Below are 20,016 nucleotides of genomic sequence, written 5' to 3' on the forward strand. Positions count from 1 at the left end.
GCAATGCGCTCCTTTCAGTGGGGAGAGAAGAAGGGAAACCGGATCAGTGTTTCGGGATCGCGGTACGCCATGTTTTCCATTCCGGATCCACCGTTTGGTGAAGCAAGAAGTGGCTCTCGGCTTTGGCTTTGGGTGACAGGGGTTGTTCTTCCGGTGTAGCAAATGCGATGCCGCCGCGCAGTAAGCTATCAACGGTGCCCGTTTGTACATTAGCACCAGTCAGCCCAATGGTGACATCCACACCTGAGACATTCCAAAACACAGAATCAGTGCGTACAAGATGGCTGTAAGCGTGTTCTATCTGTGCTTTGATGATGACGCGATCGGCCAACTCACCCAGAGCGACATCGACAACCTGACCGACCTGAATATCACGGTAAAGCAGCGGGGTGCCTTCCGAAATGGAATCGCGGTTTTCACTTTCCAGCACCACGGTCAGGCCAGCGTTGATTAACTCTGCCGTGCCGAGGGTAAAGGTCTGTGAATACGTGCCTTTACCTGGCGTCACAGCAATGTAGCTGCTGATCAAAGTATCAAGATCTTTGGCGCCTGTCAGGCTGATTTTTGGTGTTACGACCCAGAAATAGCTGTCCGATTTTGCCAGTAAATCGGCATATTTCGGGAACAGACGCGCTTTCACCATCACGTTGCCTTGGGTGAAGTCAGGGGTGGTTTCCACCACTTTACCCACGTTCACGCCTTGGTAGCGGATATCGGTATTGACCGCAATGGATTTGGCATCTTTCGCGACCATGGAAATGAGTAAACCAAAGTCTTTAGCATCATTGAAGCTTGGGTAGAGCTTATAGCGTGAACCCGAACGGTTACTGATCCCTTTCATGTTATCAAAAGCGATGCCACCTTTGATTAACGTTGAGAGTGGGTCGGCTTTGATTTTCACGCCGCCTAACCCTGCATCAACTTCGACACCTGAACGGTTCCAGAACACGGTATCTGCCGTGATCAAGTGGCGGTATTTATTCTCAATATTGAGCGAAAGAGTGACACCGTCACGGGATAGGGCATAGTCTTTGACTTCACCCACCTGCATGTTGCGATACAGTACCGGGCTGCCGGCTGAAACCGGTGGTAGTGCATCGGCATACAGTGTTACCGCGCCGACGCCTTGTGCTTTTTCAGCCGCAAGTGTCGCGAGTTGGTGGCTCTTATACAGAGGATATTGTGATTGAATCTTCTGGCCGCCGCTGCTGGTAAAGCTGATCGCTTGCGTGATCAGTTGATCGGCTGGGGGAACAGACACATCCAACCCCTGCGCACTCAAGTTGGCTTTAATGCCTCCGTCGATATAGAAGCGGCTTTGTGAGCGAACCAATTGGGTGTATTCCGGACGGACAATTACATTGAAACGTACATGTTTGCCATCGAGCTTAACGGATTTTACGCGGCCGACTTCAATGCCACGGTGCATCAATTTGGTGCCGCGTTTAATGCCGAAACTTTCGCTGGCATACAAGGCAAAGTTTGCCACACCCGGCTGTTGCTCTTGCAGTTCATCTTGGCTAATGGCAACAAACTGACGGGTTGCGTCGCCTTCACCGGGGATCAGAGTCAGGAAGTTACCGCGAATAAGGTTACCGATGTTCTTCACGCCATTGAGTGATAGTTCTGCTTCTTCCAATAACAGGCGAGAACCAGTGGTCAGCAAATCACTCATGCTTGGCTCAATGGCCGCATGAGCAATGATTTTTTGGCGGTCTTCATCTAAACGTAAATCGGAAATTTGGCCGATTTGCAAACCTCGGTACACGATAGGCGCACCACTGGTACTGATGTTGTTGCCTTCCGGTAGCTCAATCTTAATGGCAATACCACGGCCTGCCGTATTTAAGTCAGGGTAGAGGCGGAACAGGTGATTGGGTTCAATCGGTAAGCCTTCATCCGGTGAGTCAAAGGCAATCGCACCACTGATCATGGCCGATAGGCTTTCAAACTGGACATCGACGCCATTAAAACCAATGTTAGCGCTCATGCCGCTGACATTCCAAAAGCGGCTCTTGTTGGTAACGAGTTCGCCATACTGTGGCTTGATCAACACATCAATGACTACACGTTTTTTGTTATTGCTCAGGGTGTAGTTGTAGACCTCACCGACAGGGATCTTTTTATACAGCACTTGCGAGCCAATATTGATGGAGCCAAGGTTGGGGGCGCGCAGTTGTATTTTTAGCCCGTCACCCACAGGGGTGTCAGCCGGTTGAGAGTCCAGCGCCGTGAATTCACTGGCGAACTTACCCGGCCCAGGTTGCAGTGCGATATAGTTACCGGATACTAAGGCGTCTAGGCCAGAAATACCGGTAATAGAGGCTTTGGGTTTGACCAGCCAGAATCGGGTACCATCTTTGAGGGTACGCACGGCTTCTGGGTAGATGTCAGCCTCTACATAGATGCTTTGTAGATCAGAGGAGAGATTCACATCACGCACGATACCCACTTCCAGCCCTTGATAACGGATGGTTGTACGCCCTGCGATTAAACCCGCCGCATCATTGAAATGAATTTTAATGCGCTCACCGGCGTCATTGACTGCTTTAAAAACAAGCCAACCTGCCAGAATTAAAGCTAACACCGGTAGGATCCATAAGGGAGAGATCCCCCGATCACGCCTTATTTTCACAGGCTCGGGTTGTTGATGGTTGAGTCCGTTGTTCATAGTTGTCCCATATCAGACGAGAATCTAAGCTTTCTGCTGCAAGCATGGTTAAGACCACGACAACACCGAAGGCAATGGCTCCGGGGCCGGGGGTAAAGTCCAGTATCTGGTCGCGGTCAATCAAGGCGACCATGATGGAGATAACGAATAAGTCCATCATTGACCATTTACCGATCATTTGGATGAAGCGATAAAGCTTCATCCGCTGAAGGTGGTGGATGCGGCGATTAAATTGAATTGTCAGCAAGATGTACGCCAATCCCAGTATTTTCGCCACAGGCACAATAATACTGGCGACAAAGATAATAATGGCAATGCCCAGCATGTCGGTTTTCACCAGATGTGCCACGCCAGAAAAAATGGTGTCTTCTGCCCGTTTCCCGTTATTCAAAAAAATAGAAATGGGGTAAAGGTTGGCGGGGAAGATGAAAACGGTCGCCGCAATTAAGTACGCCCATGTTTTTTGAATCGCCATTGGCATACGTTTGTACAGTGCGCTCCCACAACGAATACAGTGGGCGTGATCCCCTTGTGTCATGTGGCATTGGTGGCAATGGAACGATTGTTCTGTGGCATCGTGTTCGGTTTCTGGCTGCCAGGTTTCCCAATAACGACTAATACTGATACGTGACAGTAAAACAGCCATCAAGACTTGCAGCATCACTAAGCTATACAGGCCGGGGCCAACAAAAATGTCGGCATAGTCTTGGACCTTGAAACAGGAAATCCCCAAACTGACCAGAAAGACATCAAACATGGCCCAGTGCTTAAGGTGACTGATGATCCACATGGAATGCCTGAATAGGTTAAAGCGACGGAATCGTAAGCCAATTTGTGCGGTGATCACTGAACCACAGACAAGAAAAGGGGCGATGGAGCTACAAAATAGGATTAAGAAGGCGACGGCAGGGAAATCAGCGGCAAGCGCGATGGTGCCAGAAGGCAGCGTCGCAGGGATCATCACACCAAACAGCCGAATGGTGATCATAGGAAACAGGTGTGCCGGAACCATCAGGATTAAACAGGTCAGCGCAATGGCAAATTCACTGGAGAAGCGAAAGTAACCGCCACGATAGAGTCGGGCATTGCAGCGTGGACAGTAAGCACTTTGCCCATTTTCAGCGACCTGTGGCAACACTGGCAGATCGCAATCTGGGCATAGTCTCGCAGTGGTCATTGAACGTTAATCCTTTATAAAACAAAAAGAAAGTTAAATTATGCGCAAAAGAAGTCGGGCTGCGCAAGTTCATTTGGTGAAATATGCAACCAAGGTATGAATAGCGAAGCCCGTTATGAACACTATATTATTATTTTAGGTTTGCTCTGGCTACTGATACTTGAGTGACATTGTCACATTTGGTCGGTATCAACGCGTCAGAGGCCGAGGTTTCGGGTGTCACAGAATCCGCCGATTGCACCGCACCGTATAATGTTTGATATAAACCGGCTTTATTCACTAATTCATGGTGCGTTCCGCTTTGGCTCACTTGGCCATCTTCCAGTACGTAGATGACATCCGCTTGTTTTACGGCCGATAAACGGTGCGCAACAATTAAGGTCGTCCGGTTTGCGAGGAATTGATTCAATGCCATATGCAATGCCGCTTCTGTGGCGGTATCCAACGCAGAGGTCGCTTCATCTAAAATTACAAATTCAGGATTCGCTAACACCATGCGCGCAATGGCTAACCGTTGACGTTGCCCGCCCGAGAGTTTGATCCCTTGACGGCCAATCTCGGTGTCCAGCCCATCGGTTAAGCGTTGGGTAACATCCGCCATCTGTGCGATATCTAATGCTTGCCATAACTGCTCGTCGGTAAAGTCTTTACCCAACGTTAAGTTGTGTCGCATCGTATCATTAAAAAGCACAGGGTGTTGTAAGACCACTGCCATTTTGTCACGCAAGGCTTCATAGCTGACGGCTTCAATGGGATGCCCATTGATCAAAATCTCGCCGCTGCCTTTTTGGTAAATTCCCAGTAGCAATTGAATTAACGTTGATTTACCGCCGCCCGATGAGCCCACCAATGCGACTCGTTTGCCAGCAGGAATTGTCAGATCCAACCCGCGCAGCACTTCTTTGTCTTCATCATACGAGAAGCGAATGTTCTGTAGCGTAATATCAATGGCTGAATGATGCTTGAACGGATCGACAGTTTGTACTGGGCGCACTTCTTCATCAATGGCTAAGAGGGTGTTTAAACGCTGCATTGCGGCAGAGGCGCTGTACCAGGCAAACTGAATGCCGAGCAGTTCTTGTACCGGACCTAGCATGAACCACAGGTAACCGAACACGGCAAACATCTGACCGACACTTAAATCGGAAAACAGCACCATAATCATGGCCATGGCGCGGAATAATTCAAAACCAACTAAGAACAGCAGGAAGGACACGCGGCCAGCGGCTTCTGACTGCCAGGCGTATCTGTCAGCATCATGGCGAATGCTATCCGCGTTGTCTTTCAGTTGATTAAGGAAATCACGTTCACGGTTGGCAGCACGTAATTGGTAGATCCCATCTAAGGTTTCCACTAAGCGTTGCTGGAAACGCTCAAAGGCTTGGTTTTCCATTTTCTTGAGGTTTTTTACCCGATTGCCCATCAGCTTTGAGGCATAAACAACCAAGGGGTTAACCAAGAGGATGAATAAGCCTAACTGCCAGTTGAGCCACAAGAGAATACCGGCCGTGCCGATGACGGTGAGCAGGCCAATCAAGAAGCGGCTTAAGGTATCACCGATAAATTTATCAATGGTCTCGACATCGGTCACGAGATGGGAAGTGATCCCACCGCTTCCACGCTCTTCATACTGACGCATACTGATACGCCCGAGTTTATCGATCAGCATTTTACGTAGGTTGTACGTCATGTCTTTGGCGACGAGCGTGAATTGTCGGCTTTGCAGAATGTTCAACGCTTGGCTGGCAACGCGCATAACAATCACGAAGAGCAGCACAAGTAAAATATACGCGGTTGGCTGGTGGAGTGATTCAGGGAGAAAATGATTGAGAAATTGAATGCCGCCGGCGGGTTGCTCAAGCAAGATTTCATCTACCATCAGCGGCATCAGAAGGGGGATGGGCACACTGATAAGTGTCGCGATAAGCGCGACGATGTTGGCGACCACAAGCCGGGGGCGATGATGTTTCGCTTGCTTTATCAACCAAGACCAGTTAATCATTTGGTTTGTACTGCCTTTCACGATGATAATGATTCCTATTATTAGTTAAGGCGCTATTCTAACGGCTATAAAAGGAGTAGGCCATGGGAAATCGATCTGTAAACTACAATACGCTTACTAAGCAAGCGATTGCCTTGATCGACGGAGAAACAGATCGCATTGCTAATATGTCTAATATTAGTGCGCTGTTGGCCATGGAGTTAGCGGAGATTAACTGGGTTGGCTTTTATCTATTAAAAGGTGATGAGTTAGTGCTAGGGCCGTTTCAAGGAAAACCTGCGTGTGTACGGATTCCTGTTGGAAAAGGCGTTTGTGGTACCGCGATGGCAACACTGACTGTGCAGCGTGTGGAAGATGTACATGCCTTTGAAGGGCACATCGCCTGTGACGCAGTCAGTAACTCGGAAATTGTGATTCCGCTGATGATCGATGGAAAACCCTTCGGCGTATTGGATATAGATAGCCCAATACTGTCAAGATTTAGCCAATATGACGAAGATGGTTTGGTGACTTTGGTTGCTGAACTACAAAAAAGACTCTAATTGTATGCTTTCGGTGGTTTTTCAGCGTTAGGTAACTATAATAGCGGAACAATTTCTTTTTGATTAAAAGTACTAACGGCGAGGAGACTCGCTTTTGTCAGGAAAGTCCATGGAAAACTCTGAAAAGCTAACGAACAGTAAAGAAGTGATTGCCTACATTGCTGAGCGTTTCCCAAACTGTTTTACTGTTGAAGGTGAAGCGAAGCCTCTTAAGATTGGTATCTTCCAAGATTTGGCAGAGCGCCTAAATGAAGATCTGAAAGTAAGTAAAACCCAGTTGCGTACAGCTCTGCGTCAATATACTTCTTCCTGGCGTTACCTTCACGGTGTGAAAGCCGGTGCAAACCGTGTTGACCTTGATGGCAACGAATGTGGTGTGCTAGAGCAGGAACACGTAGATCACGCGAAACAAGCGCTAGAAGAAAGCAAAGCGAAAGTACGTACTCGCCGTAAAGAACAAGCTGTAGCGAAAGCTGCTGCAAGCAACGACGGTGAAGCAAAAGCGAAAAAAGTACGTGCTAAAACGGCTAAACCTAAGAACACTAAGCCAAATACGTCTAAGCTAAATAAAAAGCCTGCAGAAACGACCCGTGCACTAACTGCTGACGAAGTAGTTGTTGGCAAAAATATTAGTGTCAACATGGGCAACGGAAATATGCCGGCGACTATCGTTGAAATCAATAAGGACGATGTGCGTGTTCGCCTATCTAATGGTCTAACCATGGTAGTAAAAGCGGAGCACTTGCGTTCGTAAAGGAGAATGCTCGACGCATGAACTGTCGATTCCGTTTCTCACTGATAGCTGCTGGCATGATGCTAGCAGCTTCAGCGCAAGCCCTAGAGGCTAAATATTCACTCAGTGATATTCCGCAGCTGACGCCTGAAAAACAGCATGCAACCGCGAGCAAGCGTGTTGCATCCCGTTTTACACGTTCGCATTACAAGCAGTTTTCACTCGATGATACCTTCTCGGCCAGCGTGTTTGATCGTTACATCGAAATGCTGGACTTCAATAAAAGCTTCCTAACCGCTTCAGACATTAAGCAGTTTGATAAGTGGGAAACGCAACTTGATGATCAGCTCAAAAGAGGTGATACATCGGCGGCGTTCGATATTTTCAATACCTCGCTAAAGCGTCGTTACGACCGTTACCAATATGCGCTAACACTCCTTGACCGTGATATTTCTTTTGATACCAATGAAGAAATGGCTATTGATCGTTCTGAGTTGGCGTGGGCAAAAGATCGTAATGAGCTCAATGAAATCTGGCGTCAGCGTGTTAAATACGATGCGTTGAACTTGAAACTCGCCGGTAAAAATACCGATGAAATCAAGGAAACGTTAGGTAAGCGTTACAACAACGCACTCAAGCGATTAACCCAAACCCACAGCGAAGATGTCTTTCAGATTTACATGAATGCATTTGCGCGAGAGGTGGATCCGCACACTAGCTATTTGTCTCCTCGTAATGCAGAACAATTCCAATCCGAAATGAATCTTTCATTGGAAGGGATCGGTGCTGTATTGCAAGTGGAAGATGACTATACCGTTATCCGTTCTTTAGTGGCTGGTGGGCCAGCATCGACGTCGAAGAAATTGGCGGCAGGTGATCGCATTATTGGTGTCGCACAAGATGGTAAAGACGTTGTCGATATTATCGGTTGGCGTTTAGACGATGTTGTTCAGCTAATTAAAGGCCCGAAAGGGAGTAAGGTTAAGCTGGAAATCTTGCCTGAAGGCAACAATGCGAAAAGTTACGATGTCACTATTGTACGCGACAAGATCCGTCTTGAAGATCGTGCAGTGAAATCAGAAGTCAAACTGTCGCAAGGCAAGAAGATTGGGGTGATTGAAATCCCAAGTTTCTATGTCGGTTTGTCTGAAGACACCAAGAAAGAGTTAGCGAAATTGAATGATAAGCAAGTGGATGGCGTTGTTATCGACTTGCGTAATAACGGTGGGGGTGCGCTGACAGAGGCCACCGCACTAACCGGATTATTCATTAACAGCGGCCCTGTAGTACAAGTCCGAGACAGTTACGGGCGTGTGAAAGTGAACAGTGATTCTGATGATCGCGTTTACTTTGATGGCGCACTAACGGTATTGGTTAACCGCTACAGTGCATCTGCGTCTGAAATTTTTGCCGCCGCGATGCAAGACTATGGCCGTGCAGTTATTTTAGGTGAACAGTCATTTGGTAAAGGGACCGTGCAGCAGCACCGTTCACTGAATCACATTTATGACTTGTTCGATAAACCGCTGGGTCATGTGCAGTACACCATTCAGAAGTTCTATCGCATTAATGGCGGCAGTACGCAAAACCTTGGTGTCGTGCCGGATCTGTCTTTCCCATCAGCGGTTGATCCTGCTGAAACCGGCGAGAGTGTTGAAGACAACGCATTGCCTTGGGATAGTATTAAAGCCGCGGGTTATAAAAAACTGTATAACTATTCGACGGTTTTGCCTGCGCTAAAGAGCAAGCATGATGCGCGGATCAGCGATGATATGGAATTTGGCTTTATTCAAGATGATATTGTTGAGTATAAAGCTGAAAAAGATATCAATACGATTTCTTTGAACGAGAAGCAACGTATTGCTGAGCAGGATAAGGATGATGCAGATCGCTTGGTTCGCTTGAATCAACGTCAAAAAGCATTGGGTGAGAAGCCCTTTGTGACGTTGGATGATGTGCCAAAAGATTATGAATCGCCAGACGCATACTTAAATGAAGCTGTTGCAATTACAGCTGATTTGGTCACAGCACAAAGTTAGACAGTATGTTTTCGAGCATAAAATAACAACGGTACCTTCGGGTGCCGTTTTTTTATGTCTGCGATTTATTTTCCTGCGTTCTTTAAGATCGCTGACTTATTGTGATCGACAGAAATGCAAACTTCGTCGAAAAACAGATGTAAAAATTCGTCTCTAAAGTGAGACGTATAAATAAAACCAGTGATATTCATCCAATTTCTCATCAATATCCTGAAATGAGGGCTAGGGTTAATAATAGGTAGGTGATCAATCCGCTGAGAGGGAGAATGCTATGACAAAATCTTTTCTGGTTGCTGTAATGCTTTTTATTACATCACTGAGTACCACCGTCCGTGCCAGTGACTTAACGGAATTTGATTACCCTCTATTGCTGGGGGATTGGTATTGGTTTAGTAATACTGACGAAGGGGTAGCCAGTGAAGGATCGAATTATCGTGCGATGAATGTTAAATTCAAATCTAACTACCGTTTTGTGATTCGTCTTTTACAAGTGGACGGCAGCGTGGATGAGTGGGACGGTATTTATGATATTGATGAAAGCACGATCACTTTTTCGTCAAATGATCAGCCAGAGCAGCACCACACTTACATGTTAAGTTATAACCAATTTATGCTAGATGGTGCACGCTTTACTAAATTGGCACCAGAAAACTTGCCGGGTAAATGGCGTTCTTCGCGTATTACAGGACAAGATGTGGGTGAATCTGTTTCTGAATTAGCCATTTCATTACGCCCTGATTTCTTATTCTCTGCCGAAGTGTCAGGCAAGAACGGGAAAAAAATTGAGCACAGAGGGATTTATTACCTCGAAGATGATCGCATCGTGCTTATTTATGAAGATGGTCAACATGATAGCCAATTCCAATTAGGGAGCAATACGCTGACGTTGAGCAATAAACAATTTGGTATGGAAGCTATTTTGGAGAGGGAATAGGTGAAAAAGACAGCGGATATAAAAAAGCGAGAGTATGACTCTCGCTTTTTTGTATTTGCTTGCTGGGGTGAGACCCTGACGGTTTAACCCACAATCTTAAAGGCAGTGCGAAGCTGAGATAAATACTCAGGATCACGGCAAATACTTTTCCCCGGTTCATCCGAAATTTTTGCGACCGGACGACCTTCACACTCCGTGAGCTTGAGTACGACATTCAGGGTTTTTACGCCTGGTAGATCACACGTTAGCTGGGTACCAATGCCAAAGCTGGTATTAATACGGTGCGCAAAGTGTTTGTAGATCGTCAATGCTTTATCAAGGGTCAGGCTGTCAGAGAACACCAATGACTTGGTTTTCGGATCAATCCCCAGAGATTCGTAATGCGCAATGGCTTTTTCACCCCACGCAATAGGATCACCACTGTCGTGACGTAAACCGACGAAACGTTCAGATAAACGTAGATCAAAGTCGCGTAAAAAGGCATCCATATTGATGCAGTCGGTTAGGGCGATACCTAATGAATCTGGGTATTCTTGCAACCAGCGGTTCAATGCTAATTGTTGGGAATCCGCTAACTCACCGGCCAGTTGTTGGTGACCTTGGAACCATTCATGCGCTTGTGTCCCCACGGGCATTAACGCGCGGGTACGAGCCAAGTGGTAGTTAGACGTTCCTTTGAATTCAGGAACATGCGCTGTGAGATAATCGACCACATGCTGATGGACTTCTTTTGAGAAACGACGGCGGGTGCCAAAGTCAACAAGGCTAAAGGCATCAAGGTTGATCCCTTCTTCGCTTGCTTTCTGATAGAAATTAGCCAGTTTCAGCTTAAGCTGAGTGATGGCATCTTCGACAGAGACATCCGGATAACTGTGTCGGCAACGCACTTCACAGATAATGGCGAGCAGAGGGACTTCCCATAAAATGATGTCTAGCCACTTACCTGTGATCGTAATGGCGAGTTGATCGCCAGACGTATCCACTTCAACGTGCTCGCTGTTGAACTGGTAACCTTTCAGATAATTAAGGAAATCTTCTTTGAAGAAACTTAACGTTGAAAGGTACGCAATTTCTTCTTCGCTGAACGACAGGCCAGCAAGACGATTGATATGGTCCTGAATCTCTTGGCTATAAGGACGTAAGTCTTCATTGCTTCGGCAATGGAATTCCGCAACCGCCTCAGCGTTTGGGTACTGATGATAAATTGCTTGCTGCATATGTAGCTTATATGCATCGGTATCAAGCAGGGAGTCGATAACCCCAATGTGTCCAGAATGATTCATAGCTAATGTAGTTGTTTTAAGCAATTCGGTGATTTTACCTTATTTTGTGCGAACGTTGCCTCAAAATGTTTCAAAAAGTTGAAATTTTTAGGTTACACACCATACGTTGGCAAGACATGCGCAACAAGTAGGCGAAGCCTTTTAGTGTAATGACGTAGGATAGTGTAAAGTTGCTGTTGCTTCGATGATCGCACTGTGAAAGTTTTATTGAATAAGCGTTATCGCTTATCAGTTTAAGTATAGTCAAAATGAAACGCTGCGATTGATATGCAGCAGCAGTCAAATAATGAGCATAAATTTACTGCATTTTTGTGGTGTTGGCCAAATATTAAGCAATTAATGGCGTAACAGGCACGCATCCGCAGGAATTGACTGGATACACTTGTTTGTCTTACCTAAAGGCAGTTTAATGGAATTAACCGCCAGCAAGCATCAGACTTGCAGACCCAATGGGTAATGATCAGCGCGGACAAAAGAAGGAATTAACATGGCCGAACAACCAACAATGAATCAGCCAACGGCAAAATACCGTTCAGATTATCAGTCACCTGATTTCACCATCACCGATCTTCTATTGGAGTTTGACCTTCAGGATACGGCAACCCGCGTGGTGGCGGTGCATAAAGTGCAGCGTTTGAACGCGACGGCCACCACCTTGGTGCTGGATGGCGACGATTTGACACTGGTGCGTGTGGAAGTCGATGGTCAAGCGTGGACGGATTACACGAAAGGCGAAGGGACGCTGTCAATCAACCAACTGCCTGACAGTTTTGAATTGTTGATTGAAACGGAAATCAACCCAGAAGCGAATACCTTGCTTGAAGGGTTGTACAAATCTGGCGGTGCATTCTGTACCCAATGTGAGGCGGAAGGTTTCCGTTGCATTACTTACTATCTCGATCGCCCTGACGTACTAGCGCGTTTTACGACGAAAGTGATCGCTGATAAAGAGCTTTATCCTTACCTGATGAGCAACGGTAACCGCATCGATAGCGGTGAGCTGAACAATGGCCGCCATTGGGTATTGTGGGAAGACCCATTTCCAAAACCAAGTTACTTGTTTGCCCTTGTTGCGGGTGATTTCGATGTGTTGCGCGATCAATACACCACCATGAGTGGTCGCGACGTGGCACTCGAAATCTATGTCGATAAAGGCAACCTTGACCGCGCTGAATACGCGATGACTTCATTGATTAATTCAATGAAATGGGACGAAGAACGTTTCGGTCTGGAGTATGATCTCGATATCTACATGATTGTCGCGGTGGACTTCTTCAACATGGGTGCCATGGAAAACAAAGGCTTGAACGTCTTTAACTCCAAGTTCGTATTGGCAAACCCAAAGACTGCCACCGATACTGACTACCAAGGTATTGAGGCTGTCATTGGTCATGAATACTTCCATAACTGGACCGGTAACCGTGTTACCTGTCGTGACTGGTTCCAATTGAGTCTGAAAGAAGGCCTTACGGTGTTCCGTGATCAGGAGTTTTCTTCTGATTTGGGTTCTCGTCCAGTCAACCGTATTAGTAACGTGCGTATCATGCGTGGTCCACAATTTGCTGAAGACCGCGGTCCAATGTCACATCCGATCCGTCCTGACAAAGTGATCGAGATGAACAACTTCTACACCTTAACCGTGTATGAGAAGGGCAGTGAAGTGATCCGTATGATGCACACACTGCTGGGCGAAGCGAACTTCCAAGCGGGCATGAAACTGTACTTTGAACGCCATGATGGTACGGCTGCAACCTGTGATGATTTTGTCGCAGCAATGGAAGATGCCTCTGGCATTAGCCTTGAGCGTTTCCGTCGTTGGTACAGCCAAGCGGGTACGCCAGTGGTGAATGTTGAGACTGAGTACCTAGCGGAATCAAACCGTTACCGTGTCACCATAAAACAGCATACGCCAGCCACGCCGGGACAAGCAGATAAATTGCCGCTGCATATCCCGTTTGATATTGAGTTATATAACCCGCAAGGCGAGGTTGTCGCATTAGAATGTCACGGTGAGCCGGTTCACAACGTGCTGGATATCACAGACGCAGAACATGTTTTTGAGTTTGAAAATGTGACTGATCAGCCAGTTATTTCGATGCTGCGCGAGTTCTCTGCACCAGTGATTTTGGAATACGATTACTCCGATGCCGAGTTAACATTCTTGATGGTGCACGCTCGCAATGAGTTTGCCCGTTGGGATGCAGGTCAAATGCTGTTGGCGAAATACATTAAGCAGAATGTGGCGAATGTACAAAGCGGCGCGGCGTTTGATTTGGCTTCGGAAGTGATTGATGCGTTCCGTGGTGTATTGCTTGATGCGAATCTGGATCCGGCATTCATTGCTGAAATGCTGACATTGCCGAATGAAAACGAAATTGCTGGTTGGTACAAAACGGTAGATGTGGATGCAATCCACCAGGTGGTGAGTGAGCTGGAAAGTACTTTTGCCCGCGAAATGCAGGACGAGTTCAGTGCGATTTACCACAGCCTAGCGCAATCGGCTTACAGTGTGGAACACGATGCCATGGCCAAACGTGCTTTGCGTAATACCTGTTTGTCTTACTTGGCGAATACCGAGCAGGGCAACGCCATTGTTGAACAGCAATACCAAGCGTCTGACAACATGACGGACACCATTGCGGCGATGACGGCAGCAAACAATGCACAACTTGCCTGCCGTGCGGCACAAATGGCCGACTTCAGTCAGGAGTGGACGCATGATGGTTTGGTGATGGATAAGTGGTTTATGCTGCAAGGTAAGAACCCTGCAGACAACGCGCTGAGCAATGTGCGTGAAACCATGAAGCATGCAGCCTTCAGCCTGAAAAACCCGAACCGTACGCGTAGTTTGGTGGCAAGTTTCTGTTCTGCAAACCCGGTGCGTTTCCACGCAAAAGACGGGTCTGGTTACCAGTTCCTGACAGAAATTCTGACAGAATTGAACACCAGCAACCCGCAAGTGGCATCACGTTTGATTGAACCGTTCTTGAAGTACCGTCAGTACGATGAAGCACGTCAAACGCTAATGCGTGCTGAACTTGAGCGCTTATCACAAATGGAAAACTTGGCAAAAGATCTGTACGAGAAAGTGCAAAAAGCATTGGAAATGTAAGATTTATCGCTAAATTTCAGTAAAATAGAGGCAAGCCGATGTGCTTGCCTTTTTTATTCCTGTTACTTTTATGCCAGCGATTTTTACTCTCCAAAATTTCTGTTTAAACGTTTGTTAAAAAAAGATGAGCCATACCTAAGATGAAATTTTACACCTTTTCTATTGCAGTGAGTTATCAGCAGTTCTTACAGCACTATTCGGGCGCGGCGAGTAGCGTGTTATTGATGACAGATTGTGGCCTGAAACTGCAATTGCCAGCGGTCCGTTTGCGGCCATTTTTGCGCCAAAGCGGGATACATGGCCGATTTAAAGTCACCGTGAATGCACTGAACAAGTTTCATACCATTGAGCAAATGGTGTCGTGATTGGCTTACGTAGGGTTAGCTAGAACCTTTACTCACCCTAGATTTCTCTGTATGGATTCCATCAGAAAAATCTATACGCCAGTCACACATTCGAGGATTGGCCTTCGCCAATGCACTAAAAGTATAACGTTTACGCAACAACTGATCTTACAATAGCCGTAACACATCGCCGTGAATCTTTAGCCGTTGAACTGAAAAGGTAAGCGGAGAAAAACCAATCTCATGAATGAGTTATAAAACTCTATACTTGATTGATAAACAGAACGATGGAGTATGGCTATGACGACACCTGATCCCATAGTGCCGGTATTACTTGAGAAAGTGTATGGCTTAATCCAAGACAAGATTGAGAGCAAGCAACAAGCGTTAGTGGAGGTGTTTGCTCAACGACTGTTAGGCCAGTTAGCCGATGATGATTTACTGCAACGTAATGAATCTGATCTCTATGGCGCAGTACTGAGCCTGTGGCATCATTTAGTGCAAAATCAGCCGGATAAAATTTCTGTCCGCGTCTATAACCCCACCTTAAGCCGCTATGGCTGGCAATCGACGCATACGGTTGTCGAAATTGTTACCCCCGATCGCCCATTTCTGGTTGATTCTGTCCGAATGGCATTAACCCGCTTGGGCATGACCAGCCACTTGATGCTGAATGGCCCGTATTATTTTAAACGCAATGATAGCGGTACCATCATTGATGCGTGTGGGAAAGACGGCGAGTTACAAACCCTGTTTCACATCGAAGTCGACAGGCTCAATAAGAAACAAGAACGAGAGATGCTGAAGCAAGAACTCGAGCTTGTCCTGAATGATGTGGAAGTGGTGGTGAATGATTGGCAATTCATGCAACAAAAACTGAAAATAGTGGTGGAGGAGCTGAAATCCGCGGCCCTGCCGGTTGAGCAAGAGACACGGGATGAAACCATCGCTTTCCTTGACTGGCTCACCCACCATAATTTTACTTTCATGGGTTATCACCAGTATGATTTGATCGCGGTCGAGGGGGATTATGAGTTACGCCCTTGTGAAGGCAGTGGGTTAGGGATCTTAAATAAACCTGCGAAAGTCCGCACACTGCGCCTGTCACAACTGCCTGAATCTGCCCGCATTGAGGCCCGCAAACCGGAACTGCTTATTCTCACTAAAAGTAACGGTAAATCAAAAATTCACCGACCCGCCTATACCGACTACATCGGCATTAAACGTTTTGATCGCAATGGCAACGTGATAGGTGAACACCGTTTTACGGGGCTTTACGCATCCACGGCGTACCACCAATCCACCATGAACATCCCACTGCTGAGCGATAAAGTGGCTCGCATTCTTGAAGAAAGTGGGTATTCCAGCGGTTCGCATTCATGGAAAGCGCTGAATAATTTGCTCGAAACGTACCCGCGAGATGAGCTGATACAAGCCAACGAGAAAGAAATGTTGGAAGTGGGACGCGGTGTGGTACGCATGCAAGATCGCGACTTACTGCGGTTATTTGTGCGTCGAGACCCTTTTGGGCGGTTCTTTTCTTGCATGGTGTATGTCACTAAAGAGCGTTACAACACGGAGTTACGCCGTAAAACCCAAGCGGTACTCCAGGCGTATTTTGCCTCAGAACAAGATGTGGAATTTACCACCTTCTTTTCAGAAAGCCCGCTCGCCCGCACGCATTATATTGTGCGGGTAGAAAACAATAACTATGACATCGACGTAAAAACGATAGAGCATAATTTGGTGGAAGCGGCGTCATCGTGGGAAGACCGTTTGTACGGTTCACTCAAAGCAAATTTCGGGGAAAGCCAAGGCACCTTGTTAGCGAAGAACTACGCCAGTGCGTTTCCTCGGTCTTATAAAGAACAAATGTTACCGGGTTCGGCGGTCGCAGACATTGCCCAGTTAGAAGCACTGAGTGAAAACAACAAACTGGGTATGTTGTTTTATCGGCCGCAGGAAGAAGCGAACGATTCCCGCTTTGTTAAACTCAAATTGTTCCATCGCGATGAGCCGATTCATTTGTCAGATGTAATGCCGATGCTAGAAAATCTCGGCTTGCGGGTGATTGGGGAATCGCCGTATCAAGTGGTGACCGCAGAAGGGATCGTGTATTGGATCCTTGATTTTGCCATGTTGCATAACGCCTGCACGGGCATCGATCTCAGCGAAGCGCGAGATCGTTTTCAAGAAGCCTTTGCCGCGATTTGGTACGGTGAATTAGAAAGTGACGGCTTTAACCGTTTGGTACTGTGCGCAGGCATTACGGGGCGTGAAATCACCATTTTACGGAGTTTTGCTCGCTATATGCGCCAAGTCGGCTTCCCGTTCAGTCAGCACTATATTGAAGAAACCTTATCGAGCCACAGTAACTTGGCTAAAGACTTGGTGGCGTTGTTCCGGTTGAGGTTTGATCCGGTTGAACATTATGATGAGAAAACCGAACAGGGACTGATCTCTCGACTGAACGAAAAACTCGAGCAAGTGGAAAGCTTGGATGATGATCGGATCATCCGTCGCTACATGGATATGATCCTTGCCACGCAACGTACCAATTACTACCAAAAAGATGAACAAGGCCAACCGAAACCGTGGTTATCGTTGAAACTGCGTCCCTCTGAAATCCCTGATATTCCAGCCCCTGTGCCTTTCTTTGAAATTTTCGTGTATGCGCCCGATATTGAAGGCGTGCATTTACGTGGCGGTAAAGTCGCGCGCGGCGGATTACGCTGGTCTGACAGGCAGGAAGATTTCCGTACTGAAATTCTTGGTTTGGTAAAAGCCCAGCAGGTAAAAAATACGGTCATTGTACCGGTTGGCGCAAAAGGCGGCTTCGTGTGTAAGCGTCAGCCGCAATTGTCTGGGCGAGAGGCGATCCTTGCCGAAGGTCAACGTTGCTATAAACGCTTTATTCGTGCGTTGCTTGACGTGACCGATAACATTGTGGACGGTCAGTTGGTCCCACCTGTGAATGTCGTACGCCATGATGAAGATGACCCATATTTAGTGGTCGCCGCTGACAAAGGCACGGCAACATTCTCTGATTTGGCCAACAGCGTTTCAGAAGATTACCACTTTTGGTTAAGAGACGCGTTTGCGTCCGGCGGGTCTAATGGCTATGACCATAAAAAAATGGGCATTACGGCCAAAGGGGGCTGGGAATCGGTCAAACGGCATTTTCGCGAGTTAGGGATTAATTGCCAGGAAACCGATTTCACCTGTGCCGGGATTGGTGATATGGCGGGAGATGTGTTTGGTAACGGGATGCTTTTGTCCAAGCATATTCGTTTGGTCGCGGCCTTTAACCACATGCATATTTTTATCGATCCAGAACCGGATTCAGCCAGCAGTTGGAAAGAACGGGATCGCTTGTTTAATCTGCCGCGATCCAGTTGGGAGGATTATGATCCTGCGTTGATCTCCGAAGGTGGTGGCGTGCATTCGCGCCGCAGTAAGTCAATCAAACTGACGCCACAAGTGCAGGCATTATTAGGCACGCGTAAGCAAAGTTTACCGCCCAATGAGCTGATAGGTCTGATTTTAAGGATGGATGTCGATTTACTCTGGAATGGTGGGATTGGCACCTATGTCAAATCGACCACAGAAACCCACCCCGATGTCGGTGATCGTGCGAATGATGCGCTCCGTGTGAATGGCGCAGAGTTACGGGCCAAAGTTGTGGGTGAAGGCGGTAACTTGGGCTTAACCCAACTGGGCCGTGTGGAGTTTGCAAAGCGGGGTGGTTTGGTCAATACCGACTTTATCGACAATGTGGGTGGCGTGGATTGCTCTGATAACGAAGTCAACATCAAGATTTTGCTTAACAGCTTGGTGGCGGGCGGCGACCTGACCTTCAAACAGCGTAATGAGCTATTGGAGCGAATGGAAAATGAAGTGGGTGATATCGTTCTGGATGATGCTTACCGACAAAGTGAATCGATTTCAGTGACGCAACAGCAGCACACACAGTTGCTGAAAGAGCAGATCCGTTTTATTCATCATTTGGAGAAAAACGGTAAGCTGGATCGTGCGTTGGAATACCTGCCAGATGATGACACGCTGGCAGAACGAGAAAAGGCCGACATGGGGCTGACACGTCCGGAATTGGCCGTGCTGGTTGCTTATGGAAAAATGGTACTGAAAGAGGAGCTTGTGTCAGATGAAGTGGCCAGTGATCCTTACCATGCAAGGTTGTTACCGGCATATTTCCCGAAAGAACTGCAAGCGCAATACCGAGGACAGATGGAGCAGCATCCGTTGCGTAAAGAGCTGATCGCCACCAGCTTAGCCAATGAAATGTCGAACGAAATGGGCTGCAATTTCGTAACGCGCTTACAGGAAGAAACCGGTGCATCGGTGGCTGAAATTGCTGGCGCGTATTCAGTCGGGCGTGAAATTTTTAATTTTTCCCACTGTTTTGAGCAGGTGAGAGCGTTGGATAACGTGATTCCAGCCTGCGTGCAATATGAAGCACTGTACCGATGCCGACGTATGTTACGTCGTGCTACCCGTTGGATTTTACGTAACCGTGATAGAAAATTGGGCATTGAACAGATGATCGCGTTCTATCAACCCGTGGTGAATCGTCTACGTGAACATCTGGACAGTTACCTTGTCACAGAAGAAGTGCAAGAGCATCATGAGCAAGCTCAAAGTATGATCGCGCAGGGCGTGCCTGATGATTTAGCGATGAATGTGGCACGACTCAGTAGCCTGTATTCGGCCATGGATATCGCGCAGATAGCCAAAGAGTTAGACAAAGAAATCGACTTTATCGCGAAGGTGTACTTTGTGGTTGGGGCGGACTTGTCGCTACACTGGTTCCTTAAACAGATCCACCATCAACCGGTTGAAAACCACTGGCAGGCATTGGCGAGAGCGTCCTTCCGAGAAGATTTGGATTGGCAGCAGCGGCAGCTAACGTCTGCGGTGATCACGCGCGGCATGGAAGGGGATGACGTACAACAACTGCTGGATCATTGGGTGGAGGAAAATCGTCTGGCTATCCAACGGTGGAATACGGTACTGGCGGAATTCAAAGTGGGGACTACGCACGAATTCGCGAAATTTTCTGTCGCTTTGCGAGAGTTAATGTTACTGAATCTCAATTGCCGCACCGTCGTTTGATGCTAGGTTGACCAACCCTGTCGAGATTGCATAGTCTGTCGGCCATCAA

The 20,016-nt window shown here is 47.3% G+C and carries 11 protein-coding genes; 7 read left to right on the forward strand and 4 right to left on the reverse strand.

From position 1 onward, the window contains the following. Positions 1-43: 43 nt before the first annotated feature. The 3 genes from L4C36_RS14430 to L4C36_RS14440 all read right to left on the reverse strand — a co-directional run bounded on the left by L4C36_RS14430 (position 44) and on the right by L4C36_RS14440 (position 5,850). Positions 44-2,671, reverse strand: coding sequence for an MlaD family protein (locus L4C36_RS14430; protein WP_428478502.1), 2,628 nt, complete (start codon positions 2,669-2,671; stop codon positions 44-46). Then, positions 2,619-3,848 (reverse strand): PqiA/YebS family transporter subunit, encoded by a 1,230-nt coding sequence (locus tag L4C36_RS14435; protein WP_428478503.1) that lies wholly within the window; start codon positions 3,846-3,848, stop codon positions 2,619-2,621. Before L4C36_RS14435 ends, L4C36_RS14430 begins: the two co-directional genes overlap by 53 nt. A 130-nt stretch (positions 3,849-3,978) precedes the next feature. Next, entirely contained in the window at positions 3,979-5,850 is a 1,872-nt protein-coding gene (locus tag L4C36_RS14440; protein ID WP_428478504.1) for an ABC transporter ATP-binding protein, read from the reverse strand. 83 nt (positions 5,851-5,933) lie between these two features. Here L4C36_RS14440 and L4C36_RS14445 point away from each other — a divergent pair, with 83 nt between their 5' ends. The 4 genes from L4C36_RS14445 to L4C36_RS14460 all read left to right on the forward strand — a co-directional run bounded on the left by L4C36_RS14445 (position 5,934) and on the right by L4C36_RS14460 (position 10,098). After that, positions 5,934-6,392, forward strand: coding sequence for a GAF domain-containing protein (locus tag L4C36_RS14445; protein WP_428478505.1), 459 nt, complete (start codon positions 5,934-5,936; stop codon positions 6,390-6,392). Between the two features lie 109 nt (positions 6,393-6,501). Further along, on the forward strand, positions 6,502-7,146 hold the full coding sequence (gene proQ, locus L4C36_RS14450; protein WP_428478506.1) for an RNA chaperone ProQ: 645 nt from the start codon (positions 6,502-6,504) through the stop codon (positions 7,144-7,146). Between the two features lie 17 nt (positions 7,147-7,163). Further along, complete coding sequence (prc, locus tag L4C36_RS14455) at positions 7,164-9,164, forward strand: carboxy terminal-processing peptidase (protein WP_428478507.1); 2,001 nt, start codon at positions 7,164-7,166, stop codon at positions 9,162-9,164. 271 nt (positions 9,165-9,435) lie between these two features. Beyond that, on the forward strand, positions 9,436-10,098 hold the full coding sequence (locus tag L4C36_RS14460; RefSeq protein ID WP_428478508.1) for a lipocalin family protein: 663 nt from the start codon (positions 9,436-9,438) through the stop codon (positions 10,096-10,098). Positions 10,099-10,181: 83 nt separating this feature from the next. Here L4C36_RS14460 and pncB read toward each other — a convergent pair whose 3' ends face one another. Further along, positions 10,182-11,381: a nicotinate phosphoribosyltransferase gene (gene pncB, locus L4C36_RS14465; protein ID WP_428478509.1), complete on the reverse strand. Its 1,200-nt coding sequence runs from the start codon at positions 11,379-11,381 to the stop codon at positions 10,182-10,184. Positions 11,382-11,868: 487 nt separating this feature from the next. Between pncB and pepN the strand changes: the two genes are divergently transcribed. The 3 genes from pepN (at position 11,869) to L4C36_RS14480 (ending at position 19,967) form a co-directional block, all read left to right on the forward strand. Next, on the forward strand, positions 11,869-14,493 hold the full coding sequence (pepN, locus tag L4C36_RS14470; RefSeq protein WP_428478510.1) for an aminopeptidase N: 2,625 nt from the start codon (positions 11,869-11,871) through the stop codon (positions 14,491-14,493). Between the two features lie 140 nt (positions 14,494-14,633). Next, positions 14,634-14,858: a DUF2835 domain-containing protein gene (locus L4C36_RS14475; RefSeq protein WP_428478511.1), complete on the forward strand. Its 225-nt coding sequence runs from the start codon at positions 14,634-14,636 to the stop codon at positions 14,856-14,858. Positions 14,859-15,137: 279 nt separating this feature from the next. Then, positions 15,138-19,967 carry an NAD-glutamate dehydrogenase gene (locus tag L4C36_RS14480; RefSeq protein ID WP_428478512.1) on the forward strand — a complete coding sequence of 1,610 codons (4,830 nt, stop codon included), beginning with the start codon at positions 15,138-15,140 and terminating at the stop codon, positions 19,965-19,967. Positions 19,968-20,016 lie beyond the last annotated feature (49 nt).

Source organism: Photobacterium japonica, from assembly GCF_050337005.1.
Taxonomy (GTDB): domain Bacteria; phylum Pseudomonadota; class Gammaproteobacteria; order Enterobacterales; family Vibrionaceae; genus Photobacterium; species Photobacterium japonica.